Consider the following 19,606-nt stretch of genomic DNA (forward strand, 5'->3'; position numbering starts at 1 on the left):
GCTATGATTTCCATATAAAAAAGCCGCTCAACAGATTTGCCTGTTGAGCGGCTTTTAATTTTGATTAGAAATCGAGGGTGATACCCTTTTCGTCAATCTTCTTGTATGTCTTGTCGTTGACAGTCACATTCTTCGAGTTCTTAGCATCGAAGGTGTAATTCTTTGCACTAACCTTGATGTTTTCGAGCTTCACGCCGTCAGTACGGTTGATGACGATACCATACTCAGCATTGTTTACCTCCATATCCTTGATGTGGATGTTGCTTACCGGCATCTCTGGGAGACCGTTGAAGTAAGCTGCACGACGGGCTGTGCGGCAGATGACATGGTTGATGTCGATATTGCGGAAGCAAGGTGTTGTCTCGTCTACCTTGAACTTCTGTACCTTCTGGCTCTTAGCCTCATCGCCATCGTTGAGAACCTCAACGGCAGACTTGCCACCGTAGTAAAGGTCGAAGGTGATGACATCTGTCTGGATATCAAACATTGACATGTTGTCGATGTAGATATTCTCTACTACACCACCACGACCGCGGGTACTCTTGAAACGGAGACCTACATCGGTGCCGAGGAACTGGCAGTCGCTCACCTTGATATTCTTTACGCCACCGCTCATCTCGCTGCCAACAACGAAACCACCATGACCCTTGAATACGGTACAGCCGTTTACGATGACATTCTCGCAAGGAATGCCGCGCTTTCTTCCGTCAGCATCCTTACCACTCTTGATGCAGATACCATCATCGCCTACATCGAAAGTTGAGTTGACGATAAGTGCATTCTTGCAGCTCTCCAGGTCAAGACCATCACCATTCTGAGCGTAAGAAGGGTTGCGGACCAATACATCTTCTATAAGAACGTTCTCGCACATCAGCGGATGGATGTTCCATGCAGGAGAATTCTGGAAGATAACACCATTGAGCCAAACGTTCTTGCAGCTTACGAGACTGATCATGACAGGGCGGAGGAAACGCTTGATCTCATTCCATTCTTCTTCTGAAGCTGGAGTTTTAGGCACATTCATGTTGGCACTGTTGTCTGCCTTCAATGCACCTTCTGATGGGAACCAGTAGTCGGCTCTCTTGAATGCACCGCCACGTGAAGTAATCTGCTTCCACTGTGCATCGGTAACCTTCTGCTTCTTCAATGGGCGCCAGTATTCTCCGTTTCCGTCAATGCAACCCTGACCGGTAATTGCCACGTTGGTAAGATGATGACCAGAGATAGGCGACTGGCAGCGGCGTGTATCCAGACCCTCAAACGATGTTTCTATAAAAGGGTAGAGGGCATCATCTGGTGAGAAAAGGATGACTGCACCTTTTTCGAGATGCAGGTTGATATTGCTCTTCAAAACGATAGGACCTGTGAACCATACGCCCTGTGGAACGATGAGTTTGCCGCCGCCTTTCTGAGTCAGCGCATCGATAGCCTTGGCAAAGGCTGTGGTACAGAGAGAAGAGCCATCTCCAATAGCACCAAAGTCCTTGAGGTTTACCTCATTGGCTGGGAATTGCGGACGGGTTACCTTTTCCATCTGGAATGGCAGATTCTCATATAGAGCATCATACTTTTTGATATCGGTTGCCTGGGCACTTAGCGCCAACAAGCAAGCACATACCATGCTAAAAAATTTCTTCATCTATTTTTTCGGTTTGTTGGGTTATTATATATAAGCTATTTCTTCTGCAAAGATAAATATTATCTTTTGAAAAGCCAAAAATAGAAAGGCTTATTCTAAATAAATCGTTGTAAACGTTTTCGTGAAGTGAGGGATATGATAAGATATAAACGGATAAATAATGATGTTATAAGTGCATATATAATAAGGTATATAAACGAAAAAAGGAGAGAAGTAAAACTTCTCTCCATCTTGGTACCCAGACCCGGGATCGAACCGGGATGGATTGCTCCACTGGTGTTTGAGACCAGCGCGTCTACCGATTCCGCCATCTGGGCAAATACCACCTTGCTTATTTGCGGTTGCAAAGGTACTAATAATTTTTGAACTGACAAACTTTTTGGTGACTTTTTTTTCTAAAAATGCATTTTTAATGCAGAAACATTAAATTTTTGTTGTTTTTATAGTCCACTTTATTAAATTTCAAGAAAATCTTTGGCACTTTCACGGATAATCACTAACTTTACAGATGAATTTTGAAAACCAACAAAATATTAGACTCAAGATATGAAGAGTAACGGAAATAATTATTGTGTGATATTGGCGGGAGGTAAGGGCCGCAGACTTTGGCCTTGCAGCCGCAGCAACTATCCGAAGCAGTTTGTCGACTTCTTTGGAGTGGGGCGCACCCAGCTTCAGCAAACCTTTGACCGTATGGCAAAGATCGTGCCTGCCGACCATATATTTATCAACACAAATGAAGAATATGTTCAACTGGTAAAGGAACAGTTGCCTGAGGTTCCTGCAGAACGGATATTGGCGGAACCTATTCATCGCAATACGGCACCTAGCATGGCATGGGCCAATCATCGCATCTCGATGCTCAATCCTGATGCCTGCATCATCGCCACTCCTTCGGATCAGGCTATCTTCAATGAAGATGCTTTCCGGGAAAACGTATTGGAAGGTCTGGCTTTTGTGGCAGAACATGACCGTTTCCTGACGATGGGTGTGAAGCCAACCCGTCCTGAACCTGGATATGGATATATTCAGATGGGTGAAGCTATTGGCAACGGATTGTACAAGGTGCAGTCGTTTACAGAGAAACCGGAAAGAGAGTTTGCCAAGATTTTTGTAGAGAGTGGAGAGTTCTATTGGAATACGGGTTTATTCCTTTCTAATGTGAAGTATCTGCGTGAGTGTTTCTGCAAGATTCTGCCCCCTGTACTCCGTGATTACGATAAACAGTATCCCGAATTTAGTGTGGAGACAGAGAATGCATACATGAAAGAGAGCTTTTCTTCTTATCCTAATATATCAGTAGATTTCGGAGTGCTTGACAAACCTAGCAATGTCTATATGATGAAGTGTGACTTCGGCTGGGCTGATCTGGGTACCTGGCACAGTATCTACGAGGCGATGCAGAAGAGCAGCGATGACAACGTGGTTGTTGACAGCGATGTGATGATGGAGAATTGTCACAACAATGTAATCAAGTTGCCTAAAGGAAAGCTGGCTGTATTGAACGGACTGGATGGTTTCATAGTAGCCGAGAATGACAATGTATTGTTGATATGCAAGAAAGAAGATTCTTCTGCCCTGGTGCGTAAATATGTAAACGAGGTGCAGATGAAGAAAGGCGATGAGTTCGTCTAAGCAAGAGCTTATGAAATAAAGATATAAAAAGAGCTGCGAAGCATATTCGCAGCTCTTTTTCTGTTTGAAACTTCTTGCATTTAAAGTTTCTTGAATTCTGTATAAATCTTATCAGCAATTTCCTTGAACTCTTCCTCTGTGAGTTTGAGATGCTCCTTGCGGAAGTTTACATCAGCTTCGCTGTTCATTGGGATGAGGTGGATATGGGCATGAGGAACCTCCAGACCCAAAACAACCTGTGCCACTTTCTTGCATGGGAAGGCTGCCTTGATAGCCTTGGCTACCTTCTTGGCGAAAACCTCAAACTCAGCCAGGTCTTCGTCTTCCATATCGAAGATGTAATCAACCTCCTTGCGGGGAATTACCAGAGTATGACCTTTGCCGATAGGGCTAATGTCGAGGAAAGCATAGAACTTGTCGCTTTCTGCACACTTGTAGCTAGGAATCTCTCCTGCTGCAATCTTTGAAAAAATGCTTGCCATAATCGCTAATCAATTTATAATTAATAATTTATAATTTACAATACATATTATCTTATTTTCTTTTTGATGTTGTTGCATCGGCTACTTTCATTTTCTATAGAATATATCGGGTAGGCTTACATATAACATAAAAGGAACCGTCATACGGGCATCGCTGCCGATATGATAGTTCCTTTTATTCCGTTTTATTCAAATGAAATCTTGTCGATGCGAAGGTTGATGGTGCCGCGAGGAATCTTGATTTCTGCAATCTCACCTACCTTCTTGTTGAGCAATCCCTGTGCGATAGGAGTCTTGATGGAAATCTTGCCTTCCTTCAAGTTTGCCTCGCTCTCGCTCACGATGGTATAAGTCATCTTTGCCTTGTTAGCCATGTTGGTCATCTCTACCTTCGACATAATCTGCACGCTGTCGGTGCTGAGCTGCTTGGTATCGATAATCTTGGCCTCGGCAATGGTGAGCTTCAGGCGATTGATCTTATCTTCCAGATGAGCCTGTGCCTCTTTAGCGGCATCATACTCAGAATTCTCACTTAAATCACCCTTGTCGCGGGCTTCAGCAATTGCGGCTGATGCCTTAGGGCGCTCTACAGATACGAGCTGTTTCAGCTCAGCTACGAGTTTGTCGTAGCCTTCTTGTGACATGTAAGCCATAATTTTCTTGTTGTTTTAATGTTATTAATAATCGGTTGGCAAGTAGCATAAAAAATAAAGAATTCCAGTGCCAGTGGAGCACCGGAATCCTATATCTGTATTTATGTCTCTTGTTTATCCTTTTGTGTATAATCCGAATGCAAAGATAGGACTTTATTTCCGTATCACCAAATTTTTTGGGGGAAATTTTAAAAATATCCTCCTTTTTCCTTCACATAGTTCATTAATTCGCTAAAAATCTGATTATTGCGCAATATCTCCGGGTTGCCTGTCATAATCATCTGCTTTCGGGCACGGGTGATGGCTACGTTCAGCTTGCGGTCGATGATGGCGCCGTCTTCTACGAAACTGTTGCCGGCAAGGAAGTCGAGCTGCCAGATGTTCTGGATGGTGAAACTGTAGATGATGACATCTCGCTGGCTGCCCTGGTACCGCTCTACGGTATCGATACTGATTTTCTCCAGTTCCGGAATACCGAGCTTTTCGATGCCTTTGCGCACCATGGCTATCTGGTTGCGGTAAGGAACGATGACGCCTACCGTCTTTTTGGCATCGAAACGCTCTCCATAGAAGCGGTGGATGCGGCGAAGCAGGTCTACCACGATTGCTGCCTCGTTGGCATTGATCTTATCAGATACATTCGGTTCCTTGCAGAATTTGGATGGGAGGAATATCATGCGGTGCTCCTTCAGCAGGTCGTCGAGCGCATCTTCTGATGGGAGAGTATATGACAGCTCCGTCTCCAACTGGTGTGAACATGGCACGGGTTCCAGTTTCTCCCGACGGTAGAACATCCGATTAGGAAACTCTGCAATCTCGGGATGCATTCTGCCCTGGCGGCGCAGAATGCCGATGAATTCGCTGCGCTCTTCGTGATCTTCCCAATGAATCAGACGTTCGAAGAGGGAGTTGCGGCAGTTGGTAAGACAGATGTCCTGCAGGATGCTCATGTCGATGACGCCACCTTTCTGACTGTCGTTGATGGTAGGAATGCCTGAATCCTGCTCGCTCTGCTGCACCACGGCTGGCAACTGCTTGTAGTCGCCGATGAGGATGAACTTATCCACGGCAGACAGGAGACCGATGAGATTAGGCTCCAGTATCTGGCTCGACTCGTCGATGATGGCAAGCTTGAAGTGCTTCAGCGAGAAGATGAACGGTTTGGAGGTCATCATCGAAGTGGTGCCCACGATTACACGCGTACCTATTATATATTGTTTGATGGCTTCGAGCTTCGGACAGTCGCTGATGGCTTTCTCTATCAGATAAGGGCGGAACCGCTCATCGCAGGAGTACTCGCTGCCGAGGCGAAGGAATGGGATGCCGGAATCTACCAGCATCTCGCAGATTTCATCTACGGCTCGGTTGGTATAACTCATCAGGAGAATGGAGGATGCAGGCTGCTGAGCCGTCTTGCCTCCTGAGGCGATGCTTTCTGCTGTCGGCATTCCCGTTCCATCGTTCAATGCTTCTTCTACCATAAACTTCAGGGCACGACTGGTCTTTCCTGTTCCCGGAGGTCCCACGAGCAGGAAGTAATCCTGTGCCTGCTTGGCACGGAGAATGATGTCGTCCAGTACATCATCGTAATGTCTGGTCAATGACAGCGAGGCGTCTCTTTGCGGGGCACGCTGCCCTAACAGCAGGTCGCGTTTCTCCTTGGGTGCACAGATAAACTGGTGCAGGTTACGTATGCTTCCGCCTGTCGATGCATCGCTCGTTCCATGTTCTATGGCGTAAGGCAGATTCATCTCGAAGATATCGGCATTCTGCTGTCCGTCGGTGAGATGCACCACAATCTCATCGCTGTGAATCTCCTGCAGTACACCTTTATATAATATAGCTTTTCTCACATCGGGTTCTTCCTTCAGCTTGTAGGTATAGAGATATACCATGTCGCCGATGCGGAAGTTGGGCAGGAAGTCCTTTCCCTGGTCGGGCACGCTGAGGGTGATGGTATCATATCCGCTTCCTGCGCTGCTCTGTTCCTTCCGGATGATGTGCAGGTCGGTATAGATGTTGCCGGCATCTTTCTTTTCGGCGAGTGGCATGGTCCAGAGGTCGGAACTGGATGTGTTGGTGCCTTCCTGTGCGCCTACCTTGCTGATCATCTGCTCCCGCAAGATAAAGGTCATCATGCGGCAGAAGTAGGCTTCCTCTAATGGAGAGAGGGTGTGGAGCGGACTGGTGATGGCTTCTATCTGCGGCTTCAGATACTTGTTGTAGAAGAAGTCCTGGGTACCTGCCACATTCAAAACTTCGGGGGTAAATTCATTCAGTGCATGCTCGAATCCCTCCTTGGCTATCTCGAAGGAGGCGGCAACGAGCTGGTTGCGGTATTCGATGGCCTCCTTGAAGAGCTTTTGGTAGTAAGCTACCACCATCAGTCCGTCTTGCGGCTGATACTTGGAGTAGAGCAGACGGATATTCACGCGGTCGTTGCTCAGCTTGAAGTTGTGCTGCAATACGCCATAGTAGAGCAGCAGCTGTACATAGTGGGGCTCCAGCTGATAACTGTGATAACCCGGATCTACCTGATGGGTTTCGATATTCATGTTGCGTCCCGATTTCTGCTCCACCAGCAGTTTGCAGTCGGTGGTCATCAGGTCCACACGTCCCTGTATGCCGAGTGCTTCGCAGACGAACGAAGGTTCGAGGATGGCTTTCTTCCTGTCGTAAAGACTTTCGCCACGGAAGGCTGACATCTGTGCCTGCGATGCGGTGCGGGGGAAGAGAATATCCACTACCTGCTGCAGATTGAATGCCTGCTGGTTGGCATCGGTATAGAATTTCTTGGCATCAAACCAGGGACAGGTGCAGAACTCCAGGGCTTTCTCCCTGAAATTCGTCTTTATGGTTTCGTTCATCTGGTATTTGCCGTTTGTATTGATGATGTCATCCAGCGCAGCACCGGCAAAGTTACCGAGCAGGGTAGCCTGGGTGTTGGCACGGGGTTTCATCTGGTTCAGCAGATAGAGCAGAGGATGATGACCGAAAGCCGTGAAGCAGGTGGCGATACTACTGATATCTACCAGATAATCGGGTTCCACCACGATGAGTCGGGGGGTGATGACGGGCTGCTTTACCTGACAGTCGAGCAGGTTGAGCTGCATACCTTCCTTCAGGATATCCCAGAGGTAGGTATGGTCGATATGGTTCTCTTCATCTTTCAGTTGAATGAGATATTCCTCTTCATCAGCATCCTGGTCAATATCCACGCGGATGAAATCGCTGTCCCAGTTCTTCACAATGCATCGGATACGGCGGTTGTTGATTTCCAGTCCTTTCTGATAAGGGCGGTTGGTATGGGGAATGAGCACGTTCAGCTCGTGGGGAACATCCACTCCGAATACGGCAGAGATGAAGATGGCTAGGGCACGTGCATCATATTTCAAATCTTCGCTTGAGAGTGGTTCCTGCGAATTACTGTGCCGGCGCATGGTCTGGATGGCAATCTTGTCTGCCACCTTGATGCCGTGAGCCTTACAGAGATAATCCACCTGGGAGAAAAGGTTACCGAAAGCCTGTTTCGTTTCCTTCACTCCTTCGTGGCAGCAGAGGATGAGCGTATCGTGCATCATCTTGTTGCGTGTCTTCGGCTCCAGTTCGGGGAGTATCAAAAGTTCTCTTACCCTAAGGAAGAGTTCTGCGGCGCTGATATTGTTTTGATTCATAGGCTACAAAGTTACGAAAATTATAACTACTCTTATAATAAAGGTATTTATAATTATTGATAATTAACTGTTGAACAGGAATGCGTATTTAAGGAAATTTAGGGCGTTCGTGCGAAAAAGTGTATCTTTGCAGCAAAAGTACTAAAAAATAATGTAAGAAATGCTTGCCGTATCATTTCTTTTTTGTATATTTGTAGCCCCCAATTGAAAAGAAGGGGTATTATTAATCTAAAAATATTAAACAATGACAAAGGAAGAATTGATGCATAGAGCCATTGAGCTCTCAAAGAATAGCGTGAAGACGGGGGGCGGACCTTTTGGTGCTGTGATTGCCAAGGACGGTATCATCATCGCTGAGGCTTCCAACAGTGTAACCATCGACCTCGATCCTACGGCTCATGCCGAAGTGAACTGTATCCGACAGGCTACCCGCAAACTGAAGACCTTCAATCTGGAAGGTTGCGAAATTTATACCTCCTGCGAGCCTTGCCCGATGTGCCTGGGTGCCATCTATTGGGCACATCTCGACCGTATCTATTATGCCAACGACCGGAAGGATGCGGCAAAGATAGGTTTCGATGATGAGTTTATCTACGAGGAGATAGACCGCAAGATAGAAGACCGCCACAAGCCGATGATTGCGCTGATGAGAGATGAGGCGCTCGGTGCCTTCCGTATGTGGGAGGAAAATGCGGAAAAGACGGAGTATTAATGAGATAAGATAAAAAGGGAAGGTTGCACGGAATATGAACCGCAGCCTTCCTTTTTTTGTAGATTCTTCTTGTATTCTATCATGCGGGATAGAGAAAAATGGAGAAAAGGAACGATTTCTCAGATTTTCTTTGTAATTTTGTCGCCAAATTCAGAAAAGACACTGAATTGATGGACAATGGAAATTCTCTAATTATTATAACGACAATGGAACAGTCAATAGAAAATCTCTACAAATTAGACGGCAGAGTGCCCGTTGGTAAAGCACTCCCATTTGGTCTTCAGCATGTGTTGGCGATGTTCGTCAGCAATATTGCGCCAATCATGATTCTCGCTGGTGCGATAGGTTTGGACAGTTCGATGAGCGCCGTGCTTATCCAGAACTGTATGGTCATCGCCGGTATCGGTACCTTGGTGCAGCTTTATCCGGTATGGCGTATCGGTTCTCGCCTTCCTATCGTGATGGGTATCTCCTTCACCTTCCTTTCGCTCGCCATCGCCATTGCCGGTGCTCATGGTATGGGTACTTTGATAGGCGCTGTCATCATTGGTGGTCTGGTAGAAGGAACACTCGGACTTTTCGCCAAGTATTGGATCAAGCTCATTCCGCCTGTAGTAGCCGCTACCGTGGTAACAGCCATCGGTTTCTCGCTCCTTCCTGTTGGTGCCAACTCTTTTGCGGGTGGTCAGGGTGCTGCTGATTTCGGTAGCATGAACAACTGGGTTGTGGGTTCTGTCACTTTGCTGGCTTGTCTGCTTTGTCAGATTTTCGCCAAGGGTTTCTTGCGTTCTCTCTCTGTATTGGTAGGACTGCTGGTAGGTTACATCCTGGCTCTGTTTATGGGAATGATAGATTTCAGTGGACTTTCTGGTCTCTCTATCGTAGCTTTGCCAAAGATTTTGCCATTTACACCTGAGTTTAATATTGGTGCTATTCTCTCAGTTGTAGCTGTATATCTGGTTTCTGCCACAGAGACGATTGGTGATACTTCTGCGCTCTGCAACAGTGCATTGAAGCGTGATCCTAAGACCAAGGAGATGGGTGCGGCAGTCTGCTGCGATGGTTTCGTAAGTTCGGTTTCCGGTCTTTTCGGTTGTACTCCTATCACTTCATTCAGTCAGAACGTAGGTTTGGCAGCGATGTCGGGAGTAGTGAACCGCTTTACCATTGCCATGGGTGCTATCATCATGATTATCGGTGGTATCTTCCCAGCTATCGGTTATGTATTGACTACGATTCCTCAGGCTGTATTGGGCGGCTGTACCATCATGATGTTTGGTAGCATCCTCTTTGCCGGTTTCGGCATGATGGCGCGTACCGGCTTCTCTCAGCGCAACATGGTCATCGTGAGTCTTTCGCTCAGCGTAGGTCTCGGATTCACATCTGCAACAGGTATGTTCAACATCTTCCCAGAGATTGTGCGCACCGTTTTTGCAGATAACTGTGTGGCAGTAGTCTTCCTGCTCGCCGTTATCCTGAACCTCGTGTTGCCGAAGAATCTGGATAAGGCATAAGAATCAAAGATATTTATAGATAAAAAGGTGCAACTCACAAGTAAGAAAGTGAGTTGCACCTTTTTTGCTATAAACTGTTAACTATAAACTATTAACTATTAACTAAATCACTGTCCTCCCAGTCTTTCGAAGAAGGTGATGATTTCTTCGAAGGTCTTGAATTCATCGCTACCGTATTCTATCGTCGTACCCATGAAACCATCGCATGGGCTAGGGTCGATGAAGTAATCGCCGTAGAGCAGGTTCTTCTGGTTGCAGAAGATGATGTGGTTGTAGGCTGGGGTAGAGAGATATTCCTCCACCCAGGTCTGTACTTTCGCCATGTATTCATGGTCGTTGGTTGGCGCTGGGGCTACGATATATACGTTGTAATGCTCTATCAGCATCTCGTAAGCCTTGTGCATCGAGCTGGTTGCCTTCATGTAACTGTCGTGCAGGGCATCGAAGTCGATGTATACGATAGGGCGCTCCTTGCCGTTCTGCTTGTCGTCAATCCAGCGGATAACCGGACAGAGATAGTGGAATGCTACCTTGTCGATAAGTCGGTGCTCGCCATGGAATGGGATGGCGAGCGGATAGTGCTCATGGAAGAGGTCGAAGGTATGGACCAGCGGATCAGCATCGCCGAAGAGACCGTAAACACGTTGCTGCTCCTCGGGAGTAATGTCCTGGAAGCAACGCTCGGTAAAGTCACGGTATTCCTTGATGAGGCCTTTGTTAACCATCAGTTCGTTCACTCCGTCCTTTCTCGGGTTCTGGAATTCCTGCTTGCCGGTCATGCTGCTCATCGTATCGCCCATCTTGAAGGCTGGGTTTACGAGGATGCGGTCGAATCCTTTCAGCAGTTCGGTATACATGCCTCCCATCGAGGTACCGATGATGAGGTCAGGCTTCTCAGTCTCCGCCATCTTCTGCAGCATCTCTATGCCCTCTTCCGGATGTACCGGGATGTCTTTAGCCACGAGGGTGGCATTCGGCATCAGTTCCTGCAACATCTTTACGGTGCCGCTCTGTGCAGAAGAGAGGAAACCGTGAACATACATGATTTTCTTGCCCGACATGAGGTCGGGGAATTGTTTGATATATGGGTTCATATTCTTATAGTTTTATAGGGGGCATCATATCATGCTCCCTGAACATCTTATTCATTTCTGCTGCAAAATTACGCTAAATTGCAGACAAAACAAAATTATTGGGCGATAAACTTCCTTGTTTGCGAAAAAAGTAGTAATTTTGCACCCAATAACCATATTAAAGTTCAAGTCATAATGGATTTACTGAAAGAAAGAATTATGCAGGAGGGCAGATGCTTTCCTGGTGGAATCTTAAAAGTAGACAGCTTTGTAAACCATCAGATGGACCCTATTCTGATGATGGACTTAGCTAAGGAATTCGTGCGCCTTTTCAAGGACATTAAGTACAACAAGATTATTACTATCGAGGCTTCGGGCATCGCGCCTGCCATCATGGTAGGTTATCTGACCAATCTTCCTGTTGTGTTCGTCAAGAAAAAGCAGCCTAAGACTATGGAGGGTATGATTACCTCTGTGGTTCACTCTTTTACAAAGGACCGCGATTATACGGTTTGTGTGAGCAACAGTTATCTTACTCCTGAGGACCATGTTATCTTTATCGATGACTTCCTTGCCAATGGTAATGCGTCTAAGGGCGTGATGGACCTTTGCGAGAAGGCAGGTGCCAAGATAGAGGCGATGGGTTTCATCATCGAGAAGGCTTTCCAGCATGGTGGTGACTTCCTGCGCAAGGAGGGAATCCGTTATGAGGCGCTCGCTACCGTAGAGAGCCTGGATGATTGCAAGATTGTCTTGAAGTAAAACATCTTATTATATATAGTAAAAGCCGCCTGTAATAGGGCGGCTTTTTTCTTACTTGACAATATCAGCGGCATAGATTCCCATCGCCTTGTAGCCTGCAGGATTCGGATGGAGCCAGTCGCTGCTGGCATATTCCCGTTTCATCCTTCTGTCATCATTCGGATCTTGAAGCAGCTTGGCGAAGTCTAGAATGCCATCTGCTTTCTTTGCCTGACTTCGAATCCAATCGTTTACATAGAGTCGGGCTGCTTCGTGGAAGTGGCTGTAGTAGCCGGCACCCTTGAAAGGCGTGATGGTGCCCAGATAAACTTTCATCCTCCGGGCTTTCGCCTTCTTCATCATTCCCTGTATGCTCTCTATAATCTGGCGGGCTACCGTTTCGCTGTTGCCGCTCTTGGCAGCACCTATGTCGTTGATGCCTTCAAAGATAATTACCTTCTTTACGCCGCTCTGCATCAGAATGTCTCGGTCGAAGCGTTCCTTGGCGAGTGCCCCGAAACCGCCCGGCACGGTTACGCGGTTGTTGCCGATGCCTAGGTTCAGTACACCCTGGTTGGTTATCTTATGCTTCAGCTGCAGCATCTCCGACATTACATCGGGCCATCGGTTCTGGGCATTATCCGTAGAACATTTGCCGTCGGTGATGGAGTTGCCCATGATGGCGATGGCACTCATGTTGGTGCTCATCGTATACACATCGATACCGCTGATGTTGTACCAGTGGTTCTCGCGGAAAGCCTTTTCGAAGTTGGAGTGGGCATTGGTTACTCCCTTCATGATATAAGAGGTGGTACGTGAGCCCATGTGAACGGTAGGCACATCGGGAGCCGAGGTGTAGTTGATGGTGATGGCTACGCGCTCCAGGTTCTTGAGATTGAACTTCAGCGCATCGCTCACTATCTGTCTGCCGGCAGGGATAGTAGCTTTGTAGCTGTTGCCGAACTTGAAGTATTGAGCCGATTTGGCATCAATCTTGAAGGAGTCTTTGGCGTGGGCGATATAGATGGAGCGTATCACTACGGGTTGCATCGAGTAGATATTGCTCAGTTTCAGTCTTATCACGTCGCCTCCCACGCTTACCTTTACTATCTGGCGAACCGAACGGTTTGTCATGTTGTTATTATAGGGCATAAACGCTTTCACCACAGTCTGCGGTGCCGTAGCCCAAGTTCCAATCCATGTTTGTGCCGCCATCTGTAGTGTGTATGTGCAGATGAAGCATAGTATCATTATAAATCTTTTCACCTTGTTGTATTTTAAAAGTATATATTTGTATGTTAATGGGGTGTTGTCATTAGGCTCGGCAGACCTGCTGACTGCAGTCGGCAGAGCTGCTGACTAGGCTCAGCAGAGCTGCCGAGCCTAGTGGAAATCATCAAGAAGCAGTCTGCTTGAACCTCAGATACTGTCTCTCTGAACCTCAGATACCGACTGCTTGAACCTCCTAATCTATATCTTTGCCCCAGCTCAGGCGTATCCTTGTGCCAGATGAGCCGTCTCGTTACGTTTATTCAGCCGCATTGTTATACTTGCTCAGCCGCCTTGTTGACCATGTTTTTCGTTTAAGGTCTCAATTTGCGACCTTAAACGTTTTGCTTTTGCATACCTTTATCTCAAATGTGGTGCAACTTCTCCATTAGGTAAAAGAATTCCTGCCCTAATTAAAAAGGCACGTGCAGCTTCTTTACTGGCAGTAGAAGCCTTTCTTGCAGCCTCTAATCTTTCTTGTCTTTTGCTATCAAATAAATCCATATTCTACCTCCTTGTTTTAAAAGTTGAACATTTCTTCTGCAAAGATTATGCAAACGAGCGCAATGTAAGCTTGCTTACAGATTGCCGAGCGCCGCTAATCTTCTGCAAAGATTATGCCAGCGAGTGCAATGAAAGTTTACTTTCAGATTGCCGAGCGCCGCTAATCTTCTGCAAAGATACGCTTTTCTTCTGAAAGATGCAAAGAATTATTGAAAAATGTTTGAGGATGAGGGAAATAAAAAGAAAAACAAAAAAAACGGGTCATCACCAGCATCGAATAATCTGGGAGAGGGCTTTACCGGGACAGCGCTGCAAAGATAATAATTAAAATGGAATATGCCAAAGATCTTTTCGAAAAATTACGTCCCGACGTATCTGTTGCTACGTCGGGACGCGTCTGTTGCTACATCGGGACGTAGGAAATGCTACGTCGGGACGTAATTTTTGCTGCATCGTGGGAGGTTTTTCGATAAAGAGCATAGAAAAGCACTAAAAAATGAATAGAAAATAAGCGTTTTTGCTCAATGTTTTCAACCTTTTAGCTCCAAAAACACCTCTAAAACGCCCGAAAATCGCTGTTTTTGTAAGCGTCTCCGCGTTTATACCTTGCATAATTCAAAAAAAAGCAGTAACAGCTGATTAAACTAATGCTGTTACTGCTTTTTCCATCGGTCAGGAAGTAAGTCTCTATATTTTTTCAATGGGGTATTGGGTTGCCATTCTGCAGTCTTTTCTATTACGTCGCATATGTATTCAAACAGATTAATGCCATTCAGCCTGCATGAGATGGCGATGGAATATAGGATAGCCGCCCGGCTTGCTCCTTCGTGCGAACCAAAGAACATTGAGTTTCTTCTTGATAGTGATATGTACCTCTGGATTCTCTCAATATAGTTGTTATCGAGAGCCGTATCACCTCTTTTGAAGATGTCACAAATGGCATTATATTCATTAAGGGCATAACCGACCGCCTGCGCCAAGGTAGACTTGGGCAGCAAATCCTTCCTGGAAGATATTTCCTCCAGTTTCTCCAATAAATCCTGTAAAATGTCCGGTGCATATGACTGCCGATAGGCTAGATGGCCTTCAACGGTCCATCCATTTACCCCAACCTTATGTTTTTTGTCTTCTCGATAAAATCTGTTGAGGATATCTACGACTTCCTGAGCATCCTTGTCTTCCTTGCCGCAGTCGATGAAGTCTCTCTTGACATGCTGTAGACAGGCGATTCTCATAATGTCAGGATAAGCATCCGACTCCAGTTTCCGGTAAGGAGCATATGCATCACTCTGTATGGTACCTTTATAATCTGAGAATACGTTAAGTATGACCTGCTCAGAGCGTGAACCATCCTCATATACGAAGAAGACAAGTCCCAATTTAGACGCACTTACAGCCCAGAGGTAGCCTTTCTTCGACCCCTTGTCTGTAGGCTTTGTCTTGGCTAACAGCACTTTATGGTATGTCTCGTCTGCCGAGACATAATCCTGCTGCAACACTACTTGGCAGATAGCCTTATAGAAGTTTTCCAGTACATCAGCACTTCTGGCAATCAACTTGTTTGCCGTAGCTTTCCTTAACGTAAACCCATTGTCGGCAAAGTATTTGGTAATTCGCTCTACCGGCATGGAATAGATGTATCGCATCTGCAGGAGTCCTGCTGCAAAGGAAGGTGAATAGGAAGAATTCAACAACAGAGCCGGCGGAGTTTTCCCCGGATACATGATACTTCCATCAGTATAAGTGTTGATGTGATACACGGTCTTGATGAATTTGATGGGTTCCATGCTGTAACGTATACAGGTACGAGTTCCGAAGAGACGCAACGTCTTCAAAAGCCCTGCATCCATGACTGGATCTATCGTAACATGCACCTCTTTCATCTCGTAATGCATGTCACGCTTGGCACCGTTGTTTTTGCGTGCCTTTCTCTTTTCGGCCTGCTCTGTTTTCCTCTTGTCAAATTCCTCCTGGGTCATCGAGTCTTGTGGATTCTTTTCCTGACGTTCGGACTTCTTGCCTGAAACGAGCTTGCCGAGTGCCTTGTTCTGACGATTCGCTTTGTCAATGGCGATTCCTTTCTGGACGAGCAGTTCTTCTAATGACTTTATACGTTCAATGAGTTCGTTGACCTGTGTAGTCAACGAACTCACCGTAGCATTAGCTTGCTGAAGCTGTTCGTTTGCAAGCTGAAGCTGTTCCTTTAAAAGTACTATAATTTCGTCCTTTTTCATAGTGCAAAGGTACGAAAAAATATCGAGATATGCAAGTATTTTCAAATATTTATTTTTATTATCTTGCTGATATACAATACGTTAAACACAGCATAGCAAAGCTATAAGTTAAGCCGTTTTCTATATCTCATACTTTTCAGGCAAATTCCGCTCATGATGGCAGATAGCGTCTTGTAAGGCATTTTGCATTGTTTGCTTTGGGGATCAAAGAATGGTAATTCAAAGGTTCCTCGCTCCAGTCGCTTCTGATACAGCAAGAAACCGTCGCCATCCCATTTTAGCATTTTTACCTGCTGGCGATTCTTTGAGAAGAAGATGAAGACGGCACCACCGAGTGGCGGCAGCTCCATCTCCGTCCTCACAATCTGGTACAGGCCATTTATGCCCATGTTCATTCGGACATATCGCTGGCAGACGTAATACTGGGTGTTTTCGTTTAATCCAAACATAGCAAGTCCTCCTTCTCGTAAAGTTTCATCAGATGCATGACTGATTTGGCACTACCTTTCTTGATGGTAACTATCGTTCCATTGGGAAAGGTTAAGGTTATGCCGAAAAGATAGTTCTCTGGACAGACGGAATCGGATGGCATTTCCATGGGAAGGAACATCATCCCAGTGTCCTTGGCTGTTGCTTCGGAACATTCCTTACGGGCTTCGGCCTGAAGCAGACGAATCTGTTGTTTGGCTAACCTAACAGAATAACCTTTCTCTGACATCCATCTATGCATCGAGCGATGGCTTACATGCCGTTCCTTTAAAAAAGGAATCAAACTGGCTTTTGGATTATGATTCAAATGAATCTGGAAGGCATTCCATGCCCTCTCATAACGTTCTGTTGCTCTCATAATTTCGTTGCTTTTAAAATTATGGTGCAAAGGTAAGAACTTTTACGATAAAGGGCAAGGTATAAATGCGGAGCCGCTTACCTGTTTTTTGCAAAATGTGGCAATAGGTGGCAATAAGGTGGCAATAAAAAAGCCCCTTATTGCCACCCATTATGCTCTTATTATCAGTTACTTATAATAAGCGTGGCAAATGTGGCAATAAAATTGAGAAAACATATTCATATGCGTAGAAGATCTTTGTTTCTCAAACATTCCATCAAAATCCGATAGGTATAAATGCTATTGCCATCGTTTCTCCTTGGGAAAATGTTCTAGCTGTAATGGTAGAAGTTTTTCGGGAAAAGTTTTGGAGATTAGGAGATAAAGTATTATCTTTGCCATCAGATTCAAAAACGAATAATCAAACTGAGTTATGATAGTAAGACCAAAGCGCATTTATCGCAAGCGCATACCATACGGTATGCAGAATTTTGAGGATGTCATAAAAGAGGATTGTTACTATGTGGACAAGACTCCTTTCATAGAGCAAATAGAAGAATCCAACAAGTATTTCTTCTTCATTCGCCCTCGCCGTTTCGGCAAGACACTTACCCTCTCCATGCTTGAGAATTACTATGACATCAATAAGAAAGACAAGTTTGAGGAAATCTTTGGCAAGCTATACATCGGGCAGAATCCTACACCAGAGCATAATACATATCTCATCATCCACCTCAATTTTGCCGAGGTGGCAGCAGGATTGGATGATTATAAGGATGGACTGGACAACCATTGTAGCCTTGTGTTCAATTTCTTTTGTGACATCTATGCACATATTCTTCCTGCCAATACCAAGGAAGGATTAGAAAAGTTAACAGATGCAGTGTCTCAACTGAGGTTTCTTTGCCAGAAATGCCAGGAGGTAGGAAAGAAGATTTATCTCTTCATCGATGAGTACGACAACTTCACCAACATGATTCTCGCCCATGAGGAGCATCTTATGAGGTATCGCAACCAGACTCACGGAGAGGGATACTTGCGCCAGTTCTTCAACACCATCAAGGGTGCGGCTGGCAATACTCTGGGCAGAGTGTTCGTCACGGGAGTAAGCCCTGTGACCATGGATGACCTGACCAGCGGATTCAACATCGGAACCAACTATTCGCTCTCACCCGACTTCAATGAGATGACGGGATTTACCGAGGAAGAAGTGAGAAAGATGCTGGATTATTACGGCAGCGTTCTGCCGTTTAATCATACCACCGATGAGCTGATCAAGGTGATGAAGCCTTGGTATGATAACTATTGCTTTGCAGAGGATAGATATGGTGAGACCACCATGTACAACTCGGTAATGGTACTCAACTTCGTAGATAATTACATCCGAAGCAATTACCAAATCCCTAAGAAGATGGTAGAGACCAACATCCGCATCGACTATGACAAGTTGCGAATGCTCATCCGCCACGACAAGGAGTTCGCCCACGACGCTAGCATCATCCAGCAGTTGGTAACCCAGGGATTCGTGATAGGCACGCTCAACGAGAACTTCCCTGCCGAACGAATCAACGACCCAGACAACTTCCTCAGCCTGCTGTTCTATTTCGGCATGGTGACGATAGACGGAACATACAAGGGTGAGACCAAGTTCATCATCCCGAATGAGGTGGTGCGTGACCAGATGTACACCTACCTGCTCGACACCTACAAGGAGAACGACTTGGTATATGATAGATATAGCAAGGGTAAACTGGAGAGTAAACTGGCATACGATGGACAATTCAAGCCATACTTTGAGTATATCGCCGACTGCCTGAAGAAGTACTCCTCCCAGCGAGACAAGCAGAAGGGAGAGGCTTTCGTGCATGGCTTCACCTTGGCGATGACAAGCCAGAACAAGTTCTATCGCCCTATCTCTGAGCTGGACAATGACGGCGGCTATGCCGACATCTTCCTCTCTCCGCTCTGTGACATCTACAAGGACATGGTAGATTCATATATCATCGAGTTGAAATATTGCAAGAGCCAAACCACAGATGAGCAAGTAAAAAAGCTCTTCGAAGAGGCTTCAGCTCAAATCTCTCGCTATGCGGACAGTGATATGGTCAGAGAGGCAGTAAAGACTACAAAGCTCCACAAGCTGGTGGTTATCTACCGCGGAGCGGAAATGGTGGCTTGCGAGGAAATATAAAACTATTTCAACCATACTGGTCGAAAATGTTTGAGAGAGATAAAAAGAAATTTTTCGACGACCTCTATTGTTTGACCTTTCGATCTACATGCAGTGATTACAAAGTCACAATTCATTTATAGTATTTCGGTTCAGGGGAGATTGTCCGTGTATAGACAATCTCTCCTGAGCCCATTTATGTCATTTTTTGGGAACGAGAAAATGGGAAAGTGACGAAAAGTGGTAAAACTACCACTTTTTGCTTGTAAAGCAAGGGATAACTGGGAGGTCAGGTTTGTTACCTGTCCAATAGCAAGAATGCCCTATAATCTAAGGATAGAGCGGCTGGTAGGCACACCTTTTTAGTATAATAAATCTAAAAATTTTTGGTTAGAACTCTACTTTCGCATATCTTTGCACTTTAAAAAAGTGGCACATGTGCCATAAATTTTAAGTAGAGGCATCTATTCGAGCCCACAC

The 19,606-nt window shown here is 45.7% G+C and carries 15 protein-coding genes and 1 tRNA gene; 5 read left to right on the forward strand and 11 right to left on the reverse strand.

Annotated features, from left to right (window positions below; all coding sequences use genetic code 11):
• Positions 1-64: 64 nt before the first annotated feature.
• On the reverse strand, positions 65-1,639 hold the full coding sequence (locus ONT19_RS12870; protein ID WP_264952127.1) for a glycoside hydrolase family 28 protein: 1,575 nt from the start codon (positions 1,637-1,639) through the stop codon (positions 65-67).
• A 232-nt stretch (positions 1,640-1,871) separates the two neighbouring features.
• A tRNA-Leu gene (locus ONT19_RS12875) sits at positions 1,872-1,956 on the reverse strand.
• A 229-nt stretch (positions 1,957-2,185) separates the two neighbouring features.
• Here ONT19_RS12875 and ONT19_RS12880 point away from each other — a divergent pair.
• Positions 2,186-3,274, forward strand: coding sequence for a mannose-1-phosphate guanylyltransferase (locus ONT19_RS12880; RefSeq protein ID WP_118151110.1), 1,089 nt, complete (start codon positions 2,186-2,188; stop codon positions 3,272-3,274).
• Between the two features lie 80 nt (positions 3,275-3,354).
• On the opposite strand, the gene ONT19_RS12885 is transcribed toward ONT19_RS12880, so the two are convergent.
• The 3 genes from ONT19_RS12885 to ONT19_RS12895 all read right to left on the reverse strand — a co-directional run bounded on the left by ONT19_RS12885 (position 3,355) and on the right by ONT19_RS12895 (position 8,083).
• The gene (locus tag ONT19_RS12885) at positions 3,355-3,756 is read right to left on the reverse strand and encodes an HIT family protein (RefSeq protein WP_022120766.1); all 402 of its coding nucleotides are present in this window, start codon (positions 3,754-3,756) and stop codon (positions 3,355-3,357) included.
• Between the two features lie 185 nt (positions 3,757-3,941).
• Positions 3,942-4,409 carry a transcription elongation factor GreA gene (gene greA, locus ONT19_RS12890; protein ID WP_022120765.1) on the reverse strand — a complete coding sequence of 156 codons (468 nt, stop codon included), beginning with the start codon at positions 4,407-4,409 and terminating at the stop codon, positions 3,942-3,944.
• 188 nt (positions 4,410-4,597) lie between these two features.
• On the reverse strand, positions 4,598-8,083 hold the full coding sequence (locus tag ONT19_RS12895) for a DEAD/DEAH box helicase (protein WP_264952128.1): 3,486 nt from the start codon (positions 8,081-8,083) through the stop codon (positions 4,598-4,600).
• A gap of 244 nt (positions 8,084-8,327) precedes the next feature.
• On the opposite strand from ONT19_RS12895, the gene ONT19_RS12900 reads away from it, so the two are divergent.
• Together ONT19_RS12900 and ONT19_RS12905 are read left to right on the forward strand one after the other, a co-directional pair.
• Positions 8,328-8,795, forward strand: a complete 468-nt coding sequence (locus ONT19_RS12900) for a nucleoside deaminase (protein WP_006847694.1) — start codon at positions 8,328-8,330, stop codon at positions 8,793-8,795.
• Positions 8,796-9,001: 206 nt separating this feature from the next.
• A complete protein-coding gene (locus ONT19_RS12905) occupies positions 9,002-10,309 on the forward strand; it encodes a nucleobase:cation symporter-2 family protein (RefSeq protein WP_254368518.1) in 1,308 nt (435 codons plus the stop codon).
• A gap of 107 nt (positions 10,310-10,416) precedes the next feature.
• Here the strand turns inward: ONT19_RS12905 and ONT19_RS12910 are convergent, their stop codons facing one another.
• Positions 10,417-11,403, reverse strand: coding sequence for a YqiA/YcfP family alpha/beta fold hydrolase (locus ONT19_RS12910; protein WP_264952129.1), 987 nt, complete (start codon positions 11,401-11,403; stop codon positions 10,417-10,419).
• 174 nt (positions 11,404-11,577) lie between these two features.
• Here ONT19_RS12910 and xpt point away from each other — a divergent pair, with 174 nt between their 5' ends.
• Entirely contained in the window at positions 11,578-12,144 is a 567-nt protein-coding gene (gene xpt / locus ONT19_RS12915) for a xanthine phosphoribosyltransferase (protein WP_022120760.1), read from the forward strand.
• A 51-nt stretch (positions 12,145-12,195) separates the two neighbouring features.
• On the opposite strand, the gene ONT19_RS12920 is transcribed toward xpt, so the two are convergent.
• The 5 genes from ONT19_RS12920 to ONT19_RS12940 all read right to left on the reverse strand — a co-directional run bounded on the left by ONT19_RS12920 (position 12,196) and on the right by ONT19_RS12940 (position 16,977).
• Positions 12,196-13,389 (reverse strand): SGNH/GDSL hydrolase family protein, encoded by a 1,194-nt coding sequence (locus ONT19_RS12920; protein ID WP_437183495.1) that lies wholly within the window; start codon positions 13,387-13,389, stop codon positions 12,196-12,198.
• Positions 13,390-13,752: 363 nt separating this feature from the next.
• Entirely contained in the window at positions 13,753-13,896 is a 144-nt protein-coding gene (locus tag ONT19_RS12925; RefSeq protein ID WP_006847677.1) for a hypothetical protein, read from the reverse strand.
• Positions 13,897-14,549: 653 nt separating this feature from the next.
• Positions 14,550-16,130, reverse strand: coding sequence for an IS66 family transposase (gene tnpC, locus ONT19_RS12930; protein WP_264952130.1), 1,581 nt, complete (start codon positions 16,128-16,130; stop codon positions 14,550-14,552).
• 101 nt (positions 16,131-16,231) lie between these two features.
• Entirely contained in the window at positions 16,232-16,579 is a 348-nt protein-coding gene (gene tnpB / locus ONT19_RS12935) for an IS66 family insertion sequence element accessory protein TnpB (RefSeq protein WP_117588063.1), read from the reverse strand.
• Complete coding sequence (locus ONT19_RS12940) at positions 16,567-16,977, reverse strand: hypothetical protein (protein ID WP_153087481.1); 411 nt, start codon at positions 16,975-16,977, stop codon at positions 16,567-16,569. The genes tnpB and ONT19_RS12940 overlap by 13 nt, the downstream gene beginning before the upstream one ends.
• 412 nt (positions 16,978-17,389) lie before the next feature.
• Here ONT19_RS12940 and ONT19_RS12945 point away from each other — a divergent pair, with 412 nt between their 5' ends.
• Entirely contained in the window at positions 17,390-19,147 is a 1,758-nt protein-coding gene (locus ONT19_RS12945) for an ATP-binding protein (RefSeq protein WP_264952131.1), read from the forward strand.
• The last annotated feature ends 459 nt before the right edge of the window (positions 19,148-19,606 follow it).

Source organism: Segatella copri (assembly GCF_026015625.1).
GTDB classification, from domain to species: Bacteria; Bacteroidota; Bacteroidia; order Bacteroidales; family Bacteroidaceae; genus Prevotella; species Prevotella copri_H.

What these genes read in the sequence shown, in the direction of transcription:
- ONT19_RS12870 (WP_264952127.1), bottom strand. Translation starts at nt 1,639, where the DNA reads ATGAAGAAATTTTTTAGCATGGTATGTGCTTGCTTGTTGGCGCTAAGT.
- ONT19_RS12880 (WP_118151110.1), top strand. Translation starts at nt 2,186, where the DNA reads ATGAAGAGTAACGGAAATAATTATTGTGTGATATTGGCGGGAGGTAAG.
- ONT19_RS12885 (WP_022120766.1), bottom strand. Translation starts at nt 3,756, where the DNA reads ATGGCAAGCATTTTTTCAAAGATTGCAGCAGGAGAGATTCCTAGCTAC.
- greA (WP_022120765.1), bottom strand. Translation starts at nt 4,409, where the DNA reads ATGGCTTACATGTCACAAGAAGGCTACGACAAACTCGTAGCTGAGCTG.
- ONT19_RS12895 (WP_264952128.1), bottom strand. Translation starts at nt 8,083, where the DNA reads ATGAATCAAAACAATATCAGCGCCGCAGAACTCTTCCTTAGGGTAAGA.
- ONT19_RS12900 (WP_006847694.1), top strand. Translation starts at nt 8,328, where the DNA reads ATGACAAAGGAAGAATTGATGCATAGAGCCATTGAGCTCTCAAAGAAT.
- ONT19_RS12905 (WP_254368518.1), top strand. Translation starts at nt 9,002, where the DNA reads ATGGAACAGTCAATAGAAAATCTCTACAAATTAGACGGCAGAGTGCCC.
- ONT19_RS12910 (WP_264952129.1), bottom strand. Translation starts at nt 11,403, where the DNA reads ATGAACCCATATATCAAACAATTCCCCGACCTCATGTCGGGCAAGAAA.
- xpt (WP_022120760.1), top strand. Translation starts at nt 11,578, where the DNA reads ATGGATTTACTGAAAGAAAGAATTATGCAGGAGGGCAGATGCTTTCCT.
- ONT19_RS12925 (WP_006847677.1), bottom strand. Translation starts at nt 13,896, where the DNA reads ATGGATTTATTTGATAGCAAAAGACAAGAAAGATTAGAGGCTGCAAGA.
- tnpC (WP_264952130.1), bottom strand. Translation starts at nt 16,130, where the DNA reads ATGAAAAAGGACGAAATTATAGTACTTTTAAAGGAACAGCTTCAGCTT.
- tnpB (WP_117588063.1), bottom strand. Translation starts at nt 16,579, where the DNA reads ATGTTTGGATTAAACGAAAACACCCAGTATTACGTCTGCCAGCGATAT.
- ONT19_RS12940 (WP_153087481.1), bottom strand. Translation starts at nt 16,977, where the DNA reads ATGAGAGCAACAGAACGTTATGAGAGGGCATGGAATGCCTTCCAGATT.
- ONT19_RS12945 (WP_264952131.1), top strand. Translation starts at nt 17,390, where the DNA reads ATGATAGTAAGACCAAAGCGCATTTATCGCAAGCGCATACCATACGGT.